We start from the raw sequence: 14,000 nt of genomic DNA, 5'->3' as shown, positions 1-14,000 counted from the left end.
GGCGTCATGATCCTGCACACGCTTCTCGACTACGAAACCCTGCGCGTCATCTGGTGGGTGCTGCTCGGCGTTCTGCTGATCGGCTTCGCCGTCATGGACGGCTTCGACCTCGGAACCGCCATGCTGCTGCCCTTCGTGGCGGAGACCGACCTGGAGCGCCGGGTGGTCATCAACTCCGTCGGCCCCGTGTGGGAAGGCAACCAGGTGTGGCTCATCCTCGGCGGCGGCGCGGTGTTCGCCGCCTGGCCGCCGCTCTACGCGGTGTCGTTCTCGGGCTTCTATCTGGCGATGTTCGCGATCCTGTTCGCGCTCATCCTGCGGCCCGTGGGCTTCAAGTACCGCTCCAAGCGGGAAGACCCGCGCTGGCGCGCAAGCTGGGACTGGGCGCTGTTCGTGGGCGGCCTCGTGCCGGCGCTCGTCACCGGCGTCGCGGTGGGCAACGTGCTGCAGGGCGCGAACTTCCACTTCGGGCCGGACCTGCGCATTTTCTACGATGGCACCACGCTGTTCGAGCTGCTGAACCCGTTCGGCCTGCTCTGCGGCCTGCTGTCGGTGGCCATGCTGGTCATGCACGGCGCCAACTGGCTGCTGCTGAAGACGGACGGCGTGGTGTCCGAGCGGGCGCGGACCTTCGGCGGCCTCGCCGCGGTCGCGGTCATCGCGCTGTTCGCCCTCGGCGGCCTGTGGCTGTGGCTCGGCGTGGACGGCTATCGCTTCGTGAGCGCGGTGGTCGCCGACGGCCCGTCCAACCCGCTCGCCAAGACGGTGGAGCGCGCGTCCGGCGTCTGGTTCGAGAACTACGGAACCATGAGCTGGACGCTGATCGCCCCGGCGCTGGGCTTCCTCGGCGCGCTGGCGAGCCTGGGCTTCTCGCAGGGACGCAAGGCCGTGCCGGCGCTGCTGTCGAGCGCTCTGTCGATCTTCGGCGTGATCTCGACGGTGGGCGTGTCCATGTTCCCCTTCATCCTGCCGTCCTGGACCGACCCGAAGTCGAGCCTGACGGTGTGGGACGCCTCGTCGAGCCACCTCACGCTGTTCATCATGCTGGTGGCGACGGTGATCTTCCTGCCGCTGATCCTCGCCTACACCACCTGGGTCTACCGGGTGCTGTGGGGCAAGGTGGACGAACGCGCCATCGCCCGCGGCGACGGCCACGCCTACTGACCGCCGAAGACAAAGGAGACACGCATCATGTGGTACTTCGCCTGGATCCTCGGCCTGCCGCTGGCCGCCGCCTTCGCCGTGCTCAACGCCATGTGGTACGAGCTGGTGGACGACAGGGTGAAGCAGGGCGCGCAGGCCGCCGAACGGGGCGTTCTGCCCCGCTGACATCAGAATTCGTCATGCCCGGCGCATGCCGGGCATCCACGACTGCGACCGTCAAGCGCGATGCGATCTCAAGTCGTGGATGCCCGAGACAAGCTCGGGCATGACGGAATGAGAGCTTCAATTCGCATCGAGCATCCGAACGCGCCGGCTTGTCCGGCGCGTTCGCCGTTTCCGGGGGTCAGGCCGGCACGCGCACCACGGCGCGCAGGCCGCCGAGCGGGCTCTGCTCCAGCGTGACGTCGCCGCCATGGCTGCGGGCGATGTCGCGGGTGATGGCGAGGCCAAGTCCCGAGCCGCCGTGGTCCTGGTTGCGCGCCGCGTCGAGGCGCAGGAACGGCCGGAACACCTCCTCCCGCTTCTCCAGCGGCACGCCGGGCCCGTCGTCGTCGATGCGGACCTCCAGCGTGCGCCCGTCATGGATCGCGGTCACCTGGATGCGGCGGGCGTAGCGGGCGGCGTTCGACACCAGATTGCCGAGGCAGCGCCGGAACGCGTCCGGCCGCACCACCGCGATCGGGTCGCCGTGGCTCTCCACGCTGACCCTGGCCCCGGAGGTTTCGGCGGCGCGCTTCAGGTCGTCCAGCAGCGCGGGCACGTCGGTGGGCTGGGGCGGCTCGCCCGCGTCGCCGCGCACGAAGGCGAGATAGGCCTCCAGCATGCGGGTCATCTCGTCCACGTCCCGGTTGAGGTCGTCGATCTCCGGGCTTTCGTCCAGCAGGGCCAGTTGCAGACGGAAGCGGGTCAGCATGGTGCGCAGGTCGTGGCTCACGCCTGCGAGCATGGCGGTGCGCTGCTCGATCTGGCGCTCGATGCGGTCGCGCATGTCCACGAAGGCGCGGCTCGCCTCCCGCACCTCCCGCGCGCCACGGATGCGCAGCGCCGGCGCCGCGCGGCCCTTGCCGAAGCTCTCCGCCGCCCCGGCCAGCTCCACGATCGGCTTGATCTGGTTGCGCAGGAACAGGATGGCGACGCCGATCAGCACCAGCGAGGCGCACACCATCCAGACCAGGAAGATGTGGCTGTTGGAGGCGTAGGTCTGGCTGCGGCGGGCGATGGCCTTCATCACCCCGTCGTCCAGCAGCACCCGGATCTCCACGAAGTTGGAGCGGCCCACGGTGTCGATCCAGAACGGGCGCTTCAGCTCCTCCTTGAGCTGCTTCGACAGCGCCTCGTCGAGGATGGAGAAGAACGGCCGCGGCCGGGGCGGCGGCAGCGCCCGGTCGGTGGTGAACTCCACCTGCAGCGACAGCCGCTCCCGGGCGACGCGGATCAGGGTGGCGTCGCTCTCCGGCGCGGGGCTTGCGGCGTGAAGCGCGGCGAGCGCGGCCACGTTCTGCGCCACGGCGTTCGACAGCCGCTCGGTGACGACCTCGTAGTGCCGCTCCATGAACACGAAGGCCAGCACGCCCTGCAGCAGCACCATGGGCGCGACGATGATCAGCAGCGAGCGGGTGTAGAGCCCCTTCGGCAGCAGACGCCGCGCCCACCCCACCGCCGGCTGGGTCGCGCTCATGCGTCCGCGAGCAGACGGTAGCCGAGGCCCCGCACGGTCTGCAGCAGCAGCGGCTGGGCGGGATCGTCCTCGATCTTGCGCCTGAGCCGCGTCACCACCACGTCCACCGCCCGGTCGCCGGGGGCCACGTCGTCGCCCGCGAGCGCGGAGCGCGGAACGGTCTGCCCCGGCCGCTCCGCCAGCGCCGCCAGCAGGTCGCGCTCCCGGTCGGTGAGCCGCACCACCTCGTCGCCGCGCTTCAGCTCGCCCCGGCCGCGATGGAAGGCGAAACCGCCGAAGCGCACCTCCGGCTCCGAGGTCATGGCCGCCGCGCCCGCCCGGCGCAGGATGCCGCTGATCCGGAGCAGCAGCTCGCGCGGATCGAAGGGCTTCGGCAGATAGTCGTCGGCGCCGGTCTCAAGCCCTTCGATGCGGTCCTCCGCGTCGGAACGGGCGGTGAGCATCAGGATCGGCACGGCGGAGCGGGCGCGGATGGCGCGGGCGAGGTCCAGCCCGCTCTCCCCCGGCATCATCACGTCCAGCACCAGCAGATCGAAGGCCAGAGCGTCGAGCTTGGCGCGCGCCTCCGCCGCGTCGGCCGCCACGGTGACGCGGTAGCCCTTGCCGGCCAGGAACTTCTGCAGCAGCGCCCGGATGCGGGCGTCGTCGTCCACGATCAGGAGATGCGCCGCGGCGTCGGTGGGCGCCGGCTGGGAGGCCCCGGCCACGCTCACGCCCCGCCGCCGCGGGGCCGGCCGAGCGCCGTCAGCTTCTCCACCTTGCCGCGCTCGTCCCGGTCCACCATGGCGTAGAGGAAGCGGCGGGCGGCGTCCCCCGCCTCCGGGCCGGCGAGCTCGATCGCCCGGCCGATGCGCGCGCTCTGCAGCCGGGCGAGCTCCAGCGCGAGCTCGTCGCCGCGCGTCGTGACGTAGAGCCGCCGCTGACGACGGTCGGACGCGCCCTCGCGCTGGACGATGAAACCCTGATCCACCAGCTCGCGCAGCACCCGGCCGAGGCTCTGCTTGGTGATCTTCAGAATGTCGAGCAGGTCCGTCACCGTCAGACCAGGGTTGCGGTCCACGAAGTGCAGCACCCGATGGTGCGCGCGGCCGAAGCCGTAGGCCGCAAGCGCCTCGTCCACGTCGCGGACGAAATCGCGATAGGCGAAAAACAGCAGCTCGATCAGGTCGTAAGGCGGTTCACGGCCCGGCGCGTCATCCGCGCCCGCGGCGGTCAGCGCGCCCACGCCGCGTTCGGGCGCCATTACGTCAGCCATATTGACTTATCCAGACCATTTCAGTACATCACCACCCCTACGCACGAAACGAACTTGCCGCAACGCAGGTCAGGATCGCAGAACATTGCGTGGGAGCGCCGTCACACAGCGCTTGGAACGGAAGATTATCCGCTCCGGCCCGGCGACGCAAAACGGCACCCGCCGTTGGTCCGCTTGACCCTCGCCGCTTTCGGGCGCACGAGCCTTGCGACGGATCGACGACGACTTATGACGACCGGGGCAACCGGCGCCGCACTGTCCCTGAAGGAGCTTCATCATGGCCGACGCCCAACCTTTCGATCAACGTGACGGCGTCATCTGGTTCGACGGCGCGTTCGTGCCCTGGGCGGACGCCAAGGTGCATGTGCTGACCCACGCCCTGCACTACGCCAGCGCCGTGTTCGAGGGCGAGCGGGCCTATGGCGGCCGCATCTTCAAGCTGGACGAGCATTCCCGCCGTCTGGTGGAGAGCGGCAAGCTGCTCGGCTTCGACGTTCCGTACTCGGTCGCCGAGATCAACCGCGCCTGCGAGGAGACGCTGGCCCGCCAGGGCTTCCAGGACGCCTATGTGCGCCCGATCGCCTGGCGCGGCAGCGAGATGATGGGCGTCTCCGCCCAGGGCAACCGCATCCATCTCGCCATCGCGATCTGGCAGTGGCCGAGCTACTTCGACCCGGCCCAGCGCCTGAAGGGCATCCGCGTCGACCTCGCGGAATGGCGCCGGCCCGACCCCAAGACCGCCCCGTCCAAGGCCAAGGCCACCGGCCTCTACATGATCTGCACGCTGTCCAAGCACGCCGCCGAGCGCAAGGGCTACGCCGACGCGCTCATGCTGGACTGGCGCGGCCAGGTGGCGGAATGCACCGGCGCCAACATCTTCTTCGTGAAGGACGGCGCCCTGCACACCCCGACGCCGGACTGCTTCCTGGACGGCATCACCCGCCGCACCGTGATCGACCTCGCCCGCCGGCGCGGCGTCGAGGTGATCGAGCGCGCGATCCAGCCGGAGGAGCTGGCGAGCTTCGAGCAGTGCTTCATCTGCGGCACGGCGGCGGAGGTCACCCCCGTCTCCGAGATCGCCGACTGGCGCTTCACCGTCGGCGATCTGACCAAGACGCTGATGGAGGACTATCAGGCCGAGGTGCAGCCCAAGGCCAGCGTCGCCGCGGCCTGATCGAACGCATCTTCCACACGATCTCAAACGGCGGACCGCGAAAGCGCTCCGCCGTTTTCAGTTTTCGGGAGGCGCGGCCCGTCGGCGGGCGGCGAGCACGCGGGCGACGCGGGCGTCCAGGCTGTCCTCGCCCCGCTTCGCTTCGGTGGCGGCCACGTAGGCCTGCGCCTTCTCCCGCTCCCGCTCGAACGCCAGCGCGACCAGCGCCCCGAGATCGTGGGCGATCATGGCGCCGATGCGGGCGAGGATCGCCGCGCTCGGGATCATGGTGGCGAACCACAGCGCGGGCACGGCGTTCAGGCCGCCGCGGGGCAGCGGCACATGCAGCCGCGACGTCAGCAGCGTGAGGAAGGTGGAAAAGGCGTAGAGCCCGACCAGCAGCGTGGCGTAGCTGATCATCTTGTCGAGGCCGAGCACGGTCTCGCCCTTGTTCGCGAGCCCCCAGCCGAAGCCGCCGGCGGCGAGCGCCGCGATCAGGCCCCAGGACAGCGAGATCACCAGAGCATAGAGCGCCGCGACGTCCGCCCGCCCCGCCCCGCGCAGCGCCGCGACGCGGGCCGCGGTGGTCTCGGGCGACAGCCACGTCACCTGCGGCGCGTAGGTGGCGATCGGCTTCGTGAGGTCCACGCCGAGGCCCACGACCAGCACGCTGACGAGCAGCGCGTAGGCCCCGACGATCATGGCGGTGGAGACTCGAAACGACATGGCCGGATCGTAGGGCCGGCCGCCGCCCGGAACGAGGTCATATTTTATTAAAGTTAAAAGTAGTTAACGGCCATTTTTCAGGCGGCGCGGAGGCCGGCTCAACCCTCGTCCCACCGCCGGGCCGCGTCGTCGTCGACCGCCTTGGCGGCGACCCAGGACGTCCCCTCCTCCGTCTCCTCCTGCTTCCAGAACGGCGCGGAGGTCTTGAGGTAGTCCATCAGGAACTGGGCCGCCTCGAAGGCCGCCGCGCGGTGGGCGGAGAGCGTCGCCACGAACACGATCGGCTCGCCGGGCCGGATGCGGCCGTGGCGGTGGATCACCAGCGCGTCCGCGAGCGGCCAGCGCGCCCGCGCCTCCGCCTCGATGCGGGCGAGCTCCTGCTCGGCCATCTCGGGGTAGCATTCCAGCGTCAGCGCGGTGAGCGGCGCGCCGCTGTCGGCGCCCCGGCGGCAGAGCCCGGTGAAGGTGACGACGGCGCCCACCTCTTCCCGACCTTGCGTGAGGCGCGCGGCCTCGGCCCCCGCGTCGAACGGCTCGCGCTGCAGCCGGACGGCCATCGCCTCAGCCGCCCGTCATGGGCGGGAAGAACGCCACCTCGCGCGCCCCGGCGATGGAGGCCTCGGGCTTGGCGTGGCGCTTGTCCACCGCCGCCCGGATCGCGGCGCCGGGAGCGAAGGCGTAGGCGTATTCCGGCCCGCGGGCCCGCAGCCAGTCCACCAGATCGGCGACCGTCTCCACCCCGGCGGGCGGCGTCGCCTCTTCCTCGGGATGGCCCACGCGCTCGCGCACCCAGGCGAAATACAGCAGTTTCACGGCTCCGGATCCTCCAGCACGTGGCGCAGGCCCGCCCGGAAATAGTCATAGCCCGTGTAAAGCGTAAGGATGGCGGAGAACCACAGCAGGCCGAGCCCGACCGCTGTGACGCCGGGAATCAGTTCGTCGCCCGCGGGTCCCGCCAGCAGGAAGCCCACCGCCACCAGCTGCGCCGTGGTCTTGTACTTGGCGAGCTTGGTCACCGGCACGCTGACCCTGAGCTCCGCCAGGAACTCGCGCAGGCCCGACACCAGCACCTCGCGGCACAGGATCACCACCGCCGCCCACAGCGACAGGCCGGAGATGACGCCGGTGGAGGCCAGCATCAGCAGGCAGGCGGACACCAGAAGCTTGTCGGCGATGGGATCGAGCATGCGGCCGAGCGGCGACTGCTGCTGCCAGGCGCGGGCGAGATAGCCGTCGAAGAAGTCGGTGATGGCCGCCACCACGAACAGGCCGACCGCCGTCCACAGCCAGACATGGCCGCCCGCGTAAAGGCACGCCACCACCACCGGCACAGCAAGGATGCGGCCATAGGTCAGCAGGTTCGGCAGGCTCAGCGCATGCTTGCGGGACGCGTTGGTCCGCTGGGTCGCGGAAGCGGCCGGGATCGGCTCGATGTGGGTGTCGGAAGTCATGGTCACGTCGCCGGCTGCGCGAGGGGTCTGCCCGGCGCGACACGATCACGCGAAGGCCGCGCGCGTCAACCAAGCGCGGGGCCGACGGGCCATTTTCGCGCCGCCCGCTCAGCCCTTGTCATGGAAGTGGTCGTAGACCGCCCGCGCCACCGTCTTGCTCACGCCCGGCGCCTTCTCCAGATCGGCGAGGCCGGCGCGGGCCACCGCCTTGGCGGTGCCGAAATGGCGCAGCAGCGCGCGCTTGCGGGTGGGCCCCACGCCCGCGATCTCGTCCAGCGGGTTCGCCACGAACTCCTTGGAGCGGCGGGCCCGGTGGGTGCCGATGGCGAAGCGGTGCGCCTCGTCCCTCAGGCGCTGGATGTAATACAGCACCGGGTCGCGCGGCGGCATGCGGAACGGCGTCCGCCCCTCCATGAAGAAGGTCTCGCGTCCGGCCTCCCGGTCCATGCCCTTGGCGACGCCCACGAGCCGGACGTCGGTCAGGCCCAGTTCGGCCAGCGTCTCCCGCGCGGCGGTGAGCTGCCCCTGCCCGCCGTCCAGCAGCACCAGGTCGGGCCAGGGCGGCGCGTCCTCGGGCGTCCTGCCGTCCGCGTCCCGTGGCGATTCCTTCTGCAGCCGGGAGAAGCGGCGGCGCAGCACCTGCCGCATCATGCCGGTGTCGTCGCCGGGGGTGAGGTCCTCGGGGCGGATGTTGAACTTGCGGTACTGGTTCTTCTGGAAGCCTTCCGGCCCGGCCACGATCATGCCGCCGACCGCGGCCGTCCCCATGATGTGGCTGTTGTCGTAGACCTCGATCCGCTGCGGCGCCGCCTCGAGCCCGAAGGCCTCGGCCACGCCCGCGAGCAGCCTGCCCTGCGTCGCGGTTTCCGCCAGCCGACGCCCCAGCGCCTCGCGGGCGTTGGTCAGCGCCCGCTCCACCAGCTCCTTCTTCTCCCCGCGGGCGGGGACCGCCACCTCCACCTTGCGGCCCGAGCGCACCGACAGCGCCTCGGACAGCAGCGCGCCGTCCTCGATCTCCTCGCTCAGCAGCACGAGGCGGGGCGACTCCTCGGCGTCGTAGAACTGGGCCACGAACGAGCCCAGCACCTCGCGCGGCTCCAGGCTGCGGTCCGCCTTGGGGAAGAAGGCGCGCGCGCCCCAGTTCTGATAGGCGCGGTAGAAGAAGGCCTCGACGCAGGTCTGGCCGCCCTCGGCGTGGATGGCGAACACGTCCGCCTCCTCCACCGTGCGGGGATTGACGCCCTGATTGGACTGGATGGCGGCCAGCGCCGCGAGCCGGTCGCGATAGACCGCGGCGCGCTCGAAATCGAGCGCCTCCGCCGCCTGGTCCATGGCCGAGGCGAGCTCCGTCTTCACCGCGTCCGAGCGCCCCTGCAGGAAGCGGCGCGCCTCGGTGACGAGCCCGGCGTAATCTTCGAGCGAAATCTCGCCGGTGCAGGGGCCGGAGCAGCGCTTGATCTGGAACTGCAGGCAGGGCCGCGTCCGGCGCTCGTAATAGCTGTCGGCGCAGGAGCGCAGCAGGAAGGCGCGCTCCAGCGCGTCGATGGTGCGCCCCACCGCGCCGGCGGAGGCGAAGGGACCGAAATAGTCGCCCTTGCGGGTGCGGGCGCCCCGGTGCTTGGCGATCTGGGGCGCGGGATGGTCGGTGGCGATCAGGATGTAGGGGAACGACTTGTCGTCCCGCATCAGCACGTTGTAGCGCGGCCGCAAGCGCTTGATGAGGTTGGCCTCGAGCAGCAGCGCCTCGGTCTCGGTCTCGGTGGAGACGAACTCCATCGCCGAGGTCTCGGCGATCATGCGGGCGATCCGGTTGTTGTGGCCGACGCCGCGGGCGTAGCTCGCCACGCGTTTCTTCAGGCTGCGCGCCTTGCCCACGTAGAGCACGTCGCCGCGGGCGTCGAACATGCGGTAGACGCCCGGCCCGTTGGGCAGGTGCTTCAGGTGGCCGCGGATGACCTCCACGCCCCGACGCACGCTTTCCGGCGCGGCGTCGTCTTCGGCGTCGCGGGTTTCGAGCGTCTCGACGACATCCTCTTCGGCGTCGTCCGGCTCCTCGGCGGGGCGGTCCTGCTCGGTCACGGACGCTCCATGTAGGCGCGGACGGGCGATTCCGCGAGGGCCCGCCTCAGCCGTCGGACTCGTCCGCGAGCGTCCAGGCGAGGTGCTGGCCCCCGTCCACCGGCAGCATGACGCCGGTGACGCTGTCCGCCCCCACCAGATAGGCGACCGCGGCCGCGATCTCCTCCGGCGTCGGCCCGCGCCCGAGCGGGGTGGCGGCGCTCTGGCGGGCGAAGGCCTCCGGGCTCTGGCGCGCGTTGGCGCAGGTGGGGCCGGGGCCGACGCCCACCACGCGCACCCGCGGCGCCAGCGACAGCGCCAGCGCATGGGTCGCGGCCAGCAGCGCGGACTTCGCCAGCGTGTAGGACAGGAAGCCCGGCGAGGGTTTCAGCACGCGCTGGTCGATGACGTTGACCACCACGCCCCGCGCGGCGGGGGCGAGCGTTGCGGCGAAGGCCTCGGTCAGGAACACCGGGGCGCGCAGATTGATCGCCATCTGGCGGTCCCACGCGGAAACATCCAGCGCGCCGGGGCCGTCCGGCTCGAAGGACGAGGCGTTGTTCACCAGCACGCCCAGCGGCCCCACCGCCTCGGTGGCGCGGCCGACCAGCGCGGCCACGCCTGCGGCGTCGGCGAGGTCGGCGGTCACCACCTCGGCCCGACCGCCGCCGGCCACGATCTCCGCCGCGAGTCGCGCGGCGTCGTCGCGCGACGACCGGCAATGCAGCGCGACAGGATGTCCCAGACGCGCCAGTTCCCGCGCGATCGCGGCGCCGATGCGGCGCGCGGCACCCGTCACAAGAGCGCCGGGGTTCACCGGATCATACCCGTTCATCGCGCCTCTCGCGTCCAAGCGGAACAGGGCGCGATCTAGCGCGTCCGGCGCGTTTCAGCCAGCGATCCAGGCCGCCTAGAAATGCGGCGCCCTTGCAGCTTCGTGATCGAGTGACATATTGCTGTCAGAGGGGCGCCACAATCGCGCGCCCAAAGCGCCTCAATGGGTCGGCATCAAAGATTTTGGCGCTAGGCGGGGAACCGATCCTGATCCTGCGCGTTTAGATGCCATCGACCAAGGGGGCCTGACTCATTTTTGAGCAGGCAGTCGAGGAGTTTGACGTGATGCGAGCGACGCTTTTCGGGGGGGCTGTCGCGCTGGTCCTTTCGGCCGGCGCCGCCATCGCCGCCGACATTCCCTCCTACGACGCCGCCCCCGCGGCCGCCGCTCCCGTGCCGTCGTTCTCCTGGACCGGGCCTTACATCGGCCTGCAGGCGGGCTACGGCTGGCTCGACGCCGACAACCGCGCCAATGGCCGCGGGTTCGGAACGTCGCCCGACGGCTTCGCGATCGGCGGCTACGCCGGCTACAATTTTCAGTTCGACAACTCTCCGCTCGTGATCGGCATCGAAGGCGACATCGCCAATGTGGACGGCGCGGACAGCCGGACCAGCCGCGCCTTCACCGGATTCGCCAACACCCGCGTCACCAACGACATCGGCTACGCCGGCGCCGTCAGGGCCCGCGTCGGCTACGCCTTCGACCGCTTCCTGGTCTATGGCGCCGGCGGCCTCGCCTTCGCCGATCATGACGTCAAGGCGCGCCCCACGGCGGCCGGCGGCATTTCCGGTTCGGACGACACGGTCGCCGTCGGCTGGACGGTGGGCGGCGGCGTGGAGGCGGCGGTCACGGACAACGTCACCGCGCGCGTGGAGTACCGCTATTCGGACTTCGGCGCGGACAGCTTCAGCGTCTCCGGTGCCCGGCTGAAATCCGATCTCACTGAAAATCGCGTGATGTTCGGGGTGGGCTACAAGTTCTCGTCGGGCTGGTGAGATTTCGTTCATCATTGGGAAGACAAACCATTCTTCCCAATGCCGACATCGCCGAAGGCATATCGCCCTAAGGCGATTAAGTCGAAATGTGTCGATATCCTGATATCGCCATATTTCAAACAAAGATTCCAGAGCGGGCGTGTTGCTTTTCGGCGACAGACTTTTTCGGGGATCTGATTTAGTAATGCTGGAATGTGCTCTGAGGCATCAGGGCAATCCGATCGACTTCGAGGTGGAAACATGATCCGTCGTATCGCTCTGGGCGCCGTCTCTGCGCTCGCCATCACCGCCATGGTTCCCGCCGCGATGGCGGCGGATCTCCCGGCTTACGAGCCGCCGGCTCCGGTCATCGCGGTCCCGTCCTTCACCTGGACCGGCCCGTACATCGGCGTGCAGGCCGGCTACTCCTGGGGCAGCGCGGCCCGCGCCAACAAGGACGGCTTCCTGGTCGGCGGCTACGCCGGCTACAACGTCCAGCTGGACAACTCCCCGGTCGTGCTCGGCATCGAGACCGACTTCAACTACGCGGACATCGACGGCCGTCACGGCCGCGCCCGCGTGGACAGCGACTGGAACGGCGCGACCCGCGCCCGCGTCGGCTACGCCTTTGATCGCTTCCTCGCTTACGCCGCGGGCGGCGTGGCCTATGCGGACCGCAACCTGCGCATCCGCGGCAGCGGCAGCGACAGCAAGACGGCCCTGGGCTGGACCGTCGGCGGCGGCGTCGAGTACGCCGCGACCGACGACGTCGCGGTGCGCGCCGAGTATCGCTACAACGACTACGGCAAGGACCGCTTCAAGGTTGGCGGTCGCTCCGAGTACACGGACCACAGCGTCCGCGTCGGCGTGGCCTACAAGTTCACCTCGCCGTTCTGATCTGACCTGAGCTTGGGGAGCGGCGGTTTCGCCCGCCCTCCCCGGTTCTGAAAAGCCCCGCGACCATCATGGCCGCGGGGCTTTTTTAATGTCTCGCTTCACGCGAAGATTATGCGTTAACCATATGATGCGTCATATTTTTCCTTCCCGCTTCATCACTCGATAACCTTCACGTCTCGCTAAGAATTGGACGCTTAAGGTCACGTCATCGCCCGTTCGGAGCCGACCTGTCGGCGCTCCGGGCGCGCAGCGTTTGAGCATCCTGTAGCGTACCGGCCGGCCGCCCTCGCCCGCCCGGAAAAGGTTTCGAGGCCTGATCCCATGATCCGTTCCGCCATCGTCGCCGTGGCCGTCGTCGCCGCGCCCGCCGCTTTCGCCGCCGATCTGCCCTATGAGGCCCCCGCGGCCGAGTACGCGGCTCCGGCCGCTCCCTCCACCTGGACCGGCGCCTATGTGGGCGCGCAGGCCGGCTACGGCTGGGCCAAGGCCAAGAATCACGGCCTGCCGGGCACCAAGCCGAGCGGCGCGATCGTGGGCGGCTACGCCGGCTACAACCACCAGTTCGACGGCTCGCCGGTCGTGATCGGCGCCGAGACCGACGTCAACTATCACGACGGCTCCGACCGTAAGAACTTCGGCGGCCGCATCCGCAACGAGCAGCAGTGGAGCGGCGCGACCCGCGCCCGCGTCGGCTACGCCTTCGACAACATCATGCCCTACGCCGCCGCGGGCGTGGCCTACAGCGGCCAGCGCGTGAACGGCTCCTTCAACGGCTCGGGCGGCCACGACAGCAAGACCGCCGTGGGCTACACGGTCGGCGCCGGCGTCGAGGGCCAGGTGGCCGAGAACATCGCCGCCCGCGTCGAGTACCGCTACACGGACTACGGCTCGGACCGCTACAAGGTCGGCGCGAACCGCGTGAAGACCGACGTCACCGAGAACCGCGTGATGGGCGGCGTGGCCTACAAGTTCAACTCCTTCGGCTTCTGATCTTTCCCGCGCCCGTCAGGGCGCGGACAGCCGGAAACGGAAAAGCCCCGCGGCCTGCGCCGCGGGGCTTTTTTCATGTGGTCCTCCCCTCGCCCGCAGGCGGGAGCGGCCGGATCACTTCTCGAACGCGCCGACGATCTTCAGGTCGACCTCGTCGGCGACCGCCGGCACGAAGGCGCCGAGGCCGAACTCGCTGCGCTTCACCTTGGCGGTGGCGGTGAAGCCGATGGTCTCGGCCTTGCTCATGGGGTTCTGGCCCGCGCCGAAGAAGCTCGCCTCGAGCGTCACCGGCTTGGTCACGCCGTGCACGGTCAGGTCGCCGGTGATCCAGGCGGTTTCGCCCGAAGCCTCGACCTTGGTGGAGACGAAGGTCGCCTTGGGGAACTTGGCGGCGTCGAAGAACTCGTCGCCCTTGAGATGGGCGGAGAACTTGTCGGAGGTCACCGTCAGGCCGCTGATCGGGAACTCCACCGAGAGCTTGGCCTCGGACGGCGCCTTGGGATCGAAGGTGAGGCTGCCGGTCGGCTGGCCGAAGGCGCCGTAGAGCGGGGTGAAGCCCATGTGGTCCACGCTCCAGACCACCTGGGTGTGGTTGGGGTCGACCTTGTAGGTCCCGGCGGTGACGCGGGCCGCCTCCTTGGCGCCGGGCAGGCCCTCGGCGGCGTAGGACGCCGCGGGGGCGGCGACCAGAAGGGCGGCGGCGAGGGCGAGGGAGAGACGCTTCATCAGGGACGATCCTTCGTTGCGGTGACGCGACAGACATGGCCAAGCGCGCGCCGGAGGGAAAGACGCGCCGGCTCAAAGCCTCGTGTGCGCAGA

General features: G+C 69.9%; 16 protein-coding genes. 6 read left to right on the top strand and 10 right to left on the bottom strand.

Translation table 11 applies throughout. The annotated features are described in order from the left end of the window. Positions 1-6 precede the first annotated feature (6 nt). Positions 7-1,164: a cytochrome d ubiquinol oxidase subunit II gene (gene cydB, locus PKE85_RS01715; protein WP_271203065.1), complete on the top strand. Its 1,158-nt coding sequence runs from the start codon at positions 7-9 to the stop codon at positions 1,162-1,164. A 27-nt stretch (positions 1,165-1,191) separates the two neighbouring features. Next, positions 1,192-1,329, top strand: coding sequence for a cytochrome bd-I oxidase subunit CydX (gene cydX, locus PKE85_RS01710; protein WP_271203064.1), 138 nt, complete (start codon positions 1,192-1,194; stop codon positions 1,327-1,329). A 178-nt stretch (positions 1,330-1,507) separates the two neighbouring features. On the opposite strand, the gene PKE85_RS01705 is transcribed toward cydX, so the two are convergent. Genes PKE85_RS01705 through PKE85_RS01695 form a run of 3 tightly spaced genes read right to left on the bottom strand, consistent with a single transcriptional unit; the run spans position 1,508 to position 4,097 of the window. Continuing rightward, on the bottom strand, positions 1,508-2,842 hold the full coding sequence (locus tag PKE85_RS01705; RefSeq protein WP_271203063.1) for an ATP-binding protein: 1,335 nt from the start codon (positions 2,840-2,842) through the stop codon (positions 1,508-1,510). Continuing rightward, a complete protein-coding gene (locus PKE85_RS01700) occupies positions 2,839-3,555 on the bottom strand; it encodes a response regulator (RefSeq protein ID WP_428981301.1) in 717 nt (238 codons plus the stop codon). The genes PKE85_RS01705 and PKE85_RS01700 overlap by 4 nt, the downstream gene beginning before the upstream one ends. Next, positions 3,552-4,097: a MarR family winged helix-turn-helix transcriptional regulator gene (locus PKE85_RS01695; RefSeq protein ID WP_271203062.1), complete on the bottom strand. Its 546-nt coding sequence runs from the start codon at positions 4,095-4,097 to the stop codon at positions 3,552-3,554. Before PKE85_RS01695 ends, PKE85_RS01700 begins: the two co-directional genes overlap by 4 nt. A 277-nt stretch (positions 4,098-4,374) precedes the next feature. Between PKE85_RS01695 and PKE85_RS01690 the strand changes: the two genes are divergently transcribed. Then, on the top strand, positions 4,375-5,271 hold the full coding sequence (locus PKE85_RS01690; RefSeq protein WP_271203061.1) for a branched-chain amino acid aminotransferase: 897 nt from the start codon (positions 4,375-4,377) through the stop codon (positions 5,269-5,271). A 57-nt stretch (positions 5,272-5,328) separates the two neighbouring features. On the opposite strand, the gene PKE85_RS01685 is transcribed toward PKE85_RS01690, so the two are convergent. The 6 genes from PKE85_RS01685 to PKE85_RS01660 form a co-directional block, all read right to left on the bottom strand. After that, on the bottom strand, positions 5,329-5,976 hold the full coding sequence (locus tag PKE85_RS01685) for a hypothetical protein (RefSeq protein WP_271203060.1): 648 nt from the start codon (positions 5,974-5,976) through the stop codon (positions 5,329-5,331). A gap of 98 nt (positions 5,977-6,074) precedes the next feature. Next, on the bottom strand, positions 6,075-6,533 hold the full coding sequence (locus PKE85_RS01680; RefSeq protein WP_271203059.1) for a molybdenum cofactor biosynthesis protein MoaE: 459 nt from the start codon (positions 6,531-6,533) through the stop codon (positions 6,075-6,077). A 4-nt stretch (positions 6,534-6,537) separates the two neighbouring features. Next, positions 6,538-6,789 carry a molybdopterin converting factor subunit 1 gene (gene moaD / locus PKE85_RS01675; protein ID WP_271203058.1) on the bottom strand — a complete coding sequence of 84 codons (252 nt, stop codon included), beginning with the start codon at positions 6,787-6,789 and terminating at the stop codon, positions 6,538-6,540. After that, complete coding sequence (gene pgsA, locus PKE85_RS01670) at positions 6,786-7,427, bottom strand: CDP-diacylglycerol--glycerol-3-phosphate 3-phosphatidyltransferase (protein ID WP_271203057.1); 642 nt, start codon at positions 7,425-7,427, stop codon at positions 6,786-6,788. Before pgsA ends, moaD begins: the two co-directional genes overlap by 4 nt. A 108-nt stretch (positions 7,428-7,535) precedes the next feature. Continuing rightward, positions 7,536-9,368 carry an excinuclease ABC subunit UvrC gene (gene uvrC / locus PKE85_RS01665; protein WP_428981321.1) on the bottom strand — a complete coding sequence of 611 codons (1,833 nt, stop codon included), beginning with the start codon at positions 9,366-9,368 and terminating at the stop codon, positions 7,536-7,538. Positions 9,369-9,552: 184 nt separating this feature from the next. After that, the gene (locus PKE85_RS01660; RefSeq protein WP_271203056.1) at positions 9,553-10,320 is read right to left on the bottom strand and encodes an SDR family oxidoreductase; all 768 of its coding nucleotides are present in this window, start codon (positions 10,318-10,320) and stop codon (positions 9,553-9,555) included. Between the two features lie 284 nt (positions 10,321-10,604). On the opposite strand from PKE85_RS01660, the gene PKE85_RS01655 reads away from it, so the two are divergent. The 3 genes from PKE85_RS01655 to PKE85_RS01645 all read left to right on the top strand — a co-directional run bounded on the left by PKE85_RS01655 (position 10,605) and on the right by PKE85_RS01645 (position 13,181). Further along, positions 10,605-11,315, top strand: a complete 711-nt coding sequence (locus tag PKE85_RS01655) for an outer membrane protein (RefSeq protein WP_271203055.1) — start codon at positions 10,605-10,607, stop codon at positions 11,313-11,315. Between the two features lie 240 nt (positions 11,316-11,555). Then, positions 11,556-12,191: an outer membrane protein gene (locus PKE85_RS01650; RefSeq protein WP_271203054.1), complete on the top strand. Its 636-nt coding sequence runs from the start codon at positions 11,556-11,558 to the stop codon at positions 12,189-12,191. A 321-nt stretch (positions 12,192-12,512) separates the two neighbouring features. After that, on the top strand, positions 12,513-13,181 hold the full coding sequence (locus PKE85_RS01645) for an outer membrane protein (RefSeq protein WP_271203053.1): 669 nt from the start codon (positions 12,513-12,515) through the stop codon (positions 13,179-13,181). A 114-nt stretch (positions 13,182-13,295) separates the two neighbouring features. Here PKE85_RS01645 and PKE85_RS01640 read toward each other — a convergent pair whose 3' ends face one another. Then, positions 13,296-13,907: a YceI family protein gene (locus PKE85_RS01640; protein ID WP_271203052.1), complete on the bottom strand. Its 612-nt coding sequence runs from the start codon at positions 13,905-13,907 to the stop codon at positions 13,296-13,298. Between the last annotated feature and the right edge of the window lie 93 nt (positions 13,908-14,000).

It is taken from the genome of Methylopila jiangsuensis, from assembly GCF_027922305.1.
Lineage (GTDB): Bacteria > Pseudomonadota > Alphaproteobacteria > Rhizobiales > Methylopilaceae > Methylopila > Methylopila jiangsuensis.
Note: the sequence above shows the minus strand (reverse complement) of the source record. Positions and strands in the feature narration are given on the sequence as shown.

Bases quoted from the DNA above. Each gene is read 5' to 3' on its own strand.
- cydB (WP_271203065.1), top strand. From the start codon at position 7: ATGATCCTGCACACGCTTCTCGACTACGAAACCCTGCGCGTCATCTGG.
- cydX (WP_271203064.1), top strand. From the start codon at position 1,192: ATGTGGTACTTCGCCTGGATCCTCGGCCTGCCGCTGGCCGCCGCCTTC.
- PKE85_RS01705 (WP_271203063.1), bottom strand. From the start codon at position 2,842: ATGAGCGCGACCCAGCCGGCGGTGGGGTGGGCGCGGCGTCTGCTGCCG.
- PKE85_RS01695 (WP_271203062.1), bottom strand. From the start codon at position 4,097: ATGGCTGACGTAATGGCGCCCGAACGCGGCGTGGGCGCGCTGACCGCC.
- PKE85_RS01690 (WP_271203061.1), top strand. From the start codon at position 4,375: ATGGCCGACGCCCAACCTTTCGATCAACGTGACGGCGTCATCTGGTTC.
- PKE85_RS01685 (WP_271203060.1), bottom strand. From the start codon at position 5,976: ATGTCGTTTCGAGTCTCCACCGCCATGATCGTCGGGGCCTACGCGCTG.
- PKE85_RS01680 (WP_271203059.1), bottom strand. From the start codon at position 6,533: ATGGCCGTCCGGCTGCAGCGCGAGCCGTTCGACGCGGGGGCCGAGGCC.
- pgsA (WP_271203057.1), bottom strand. From the start codon at position 7,427: ATGACTTCCGACACCCACATCGAGCCGATCCCGGCCGCTTCCGCGACC.
- PKE85_RS01660 (WP_271203056.1), bottom strand. From the start codon at position 10,320: ATGAACGGGTATGATCCGGTGAACCCCGGCGCTCTTGTGACGGGTGCC.
- PKE85_RS01655 (WP_271203055.1), top strand. From the start codon at position 10,605: ATGCGAGCGACGCTTTTCGGGGGGGCTGTCGCGCTGGTCCTTTCGGCC.
- PKE85_RS01650 (WP_271203054.1), top strand. From the start codon at position 11,556: ATGATCCGTCGTATCGCTCTGGGCGCCGTCTCTGCGCTCGCCATCACC.
- PKE85_RS01645 (WP_271203053.1), top strand. From the start codon at position 12,513: ATGATCCGTTCCGCCATCGTCGCCGTGGCCGTCGTCGCCGCGCCCGCC.
- PKE85_RS01640 (WP_271203052.1), bottom strand. From the start codon at position 13,907: ATGAAGCGTCTCTCCCTCGCCCTCGCCGCCGCCCTTCTGGTCGCCGCC.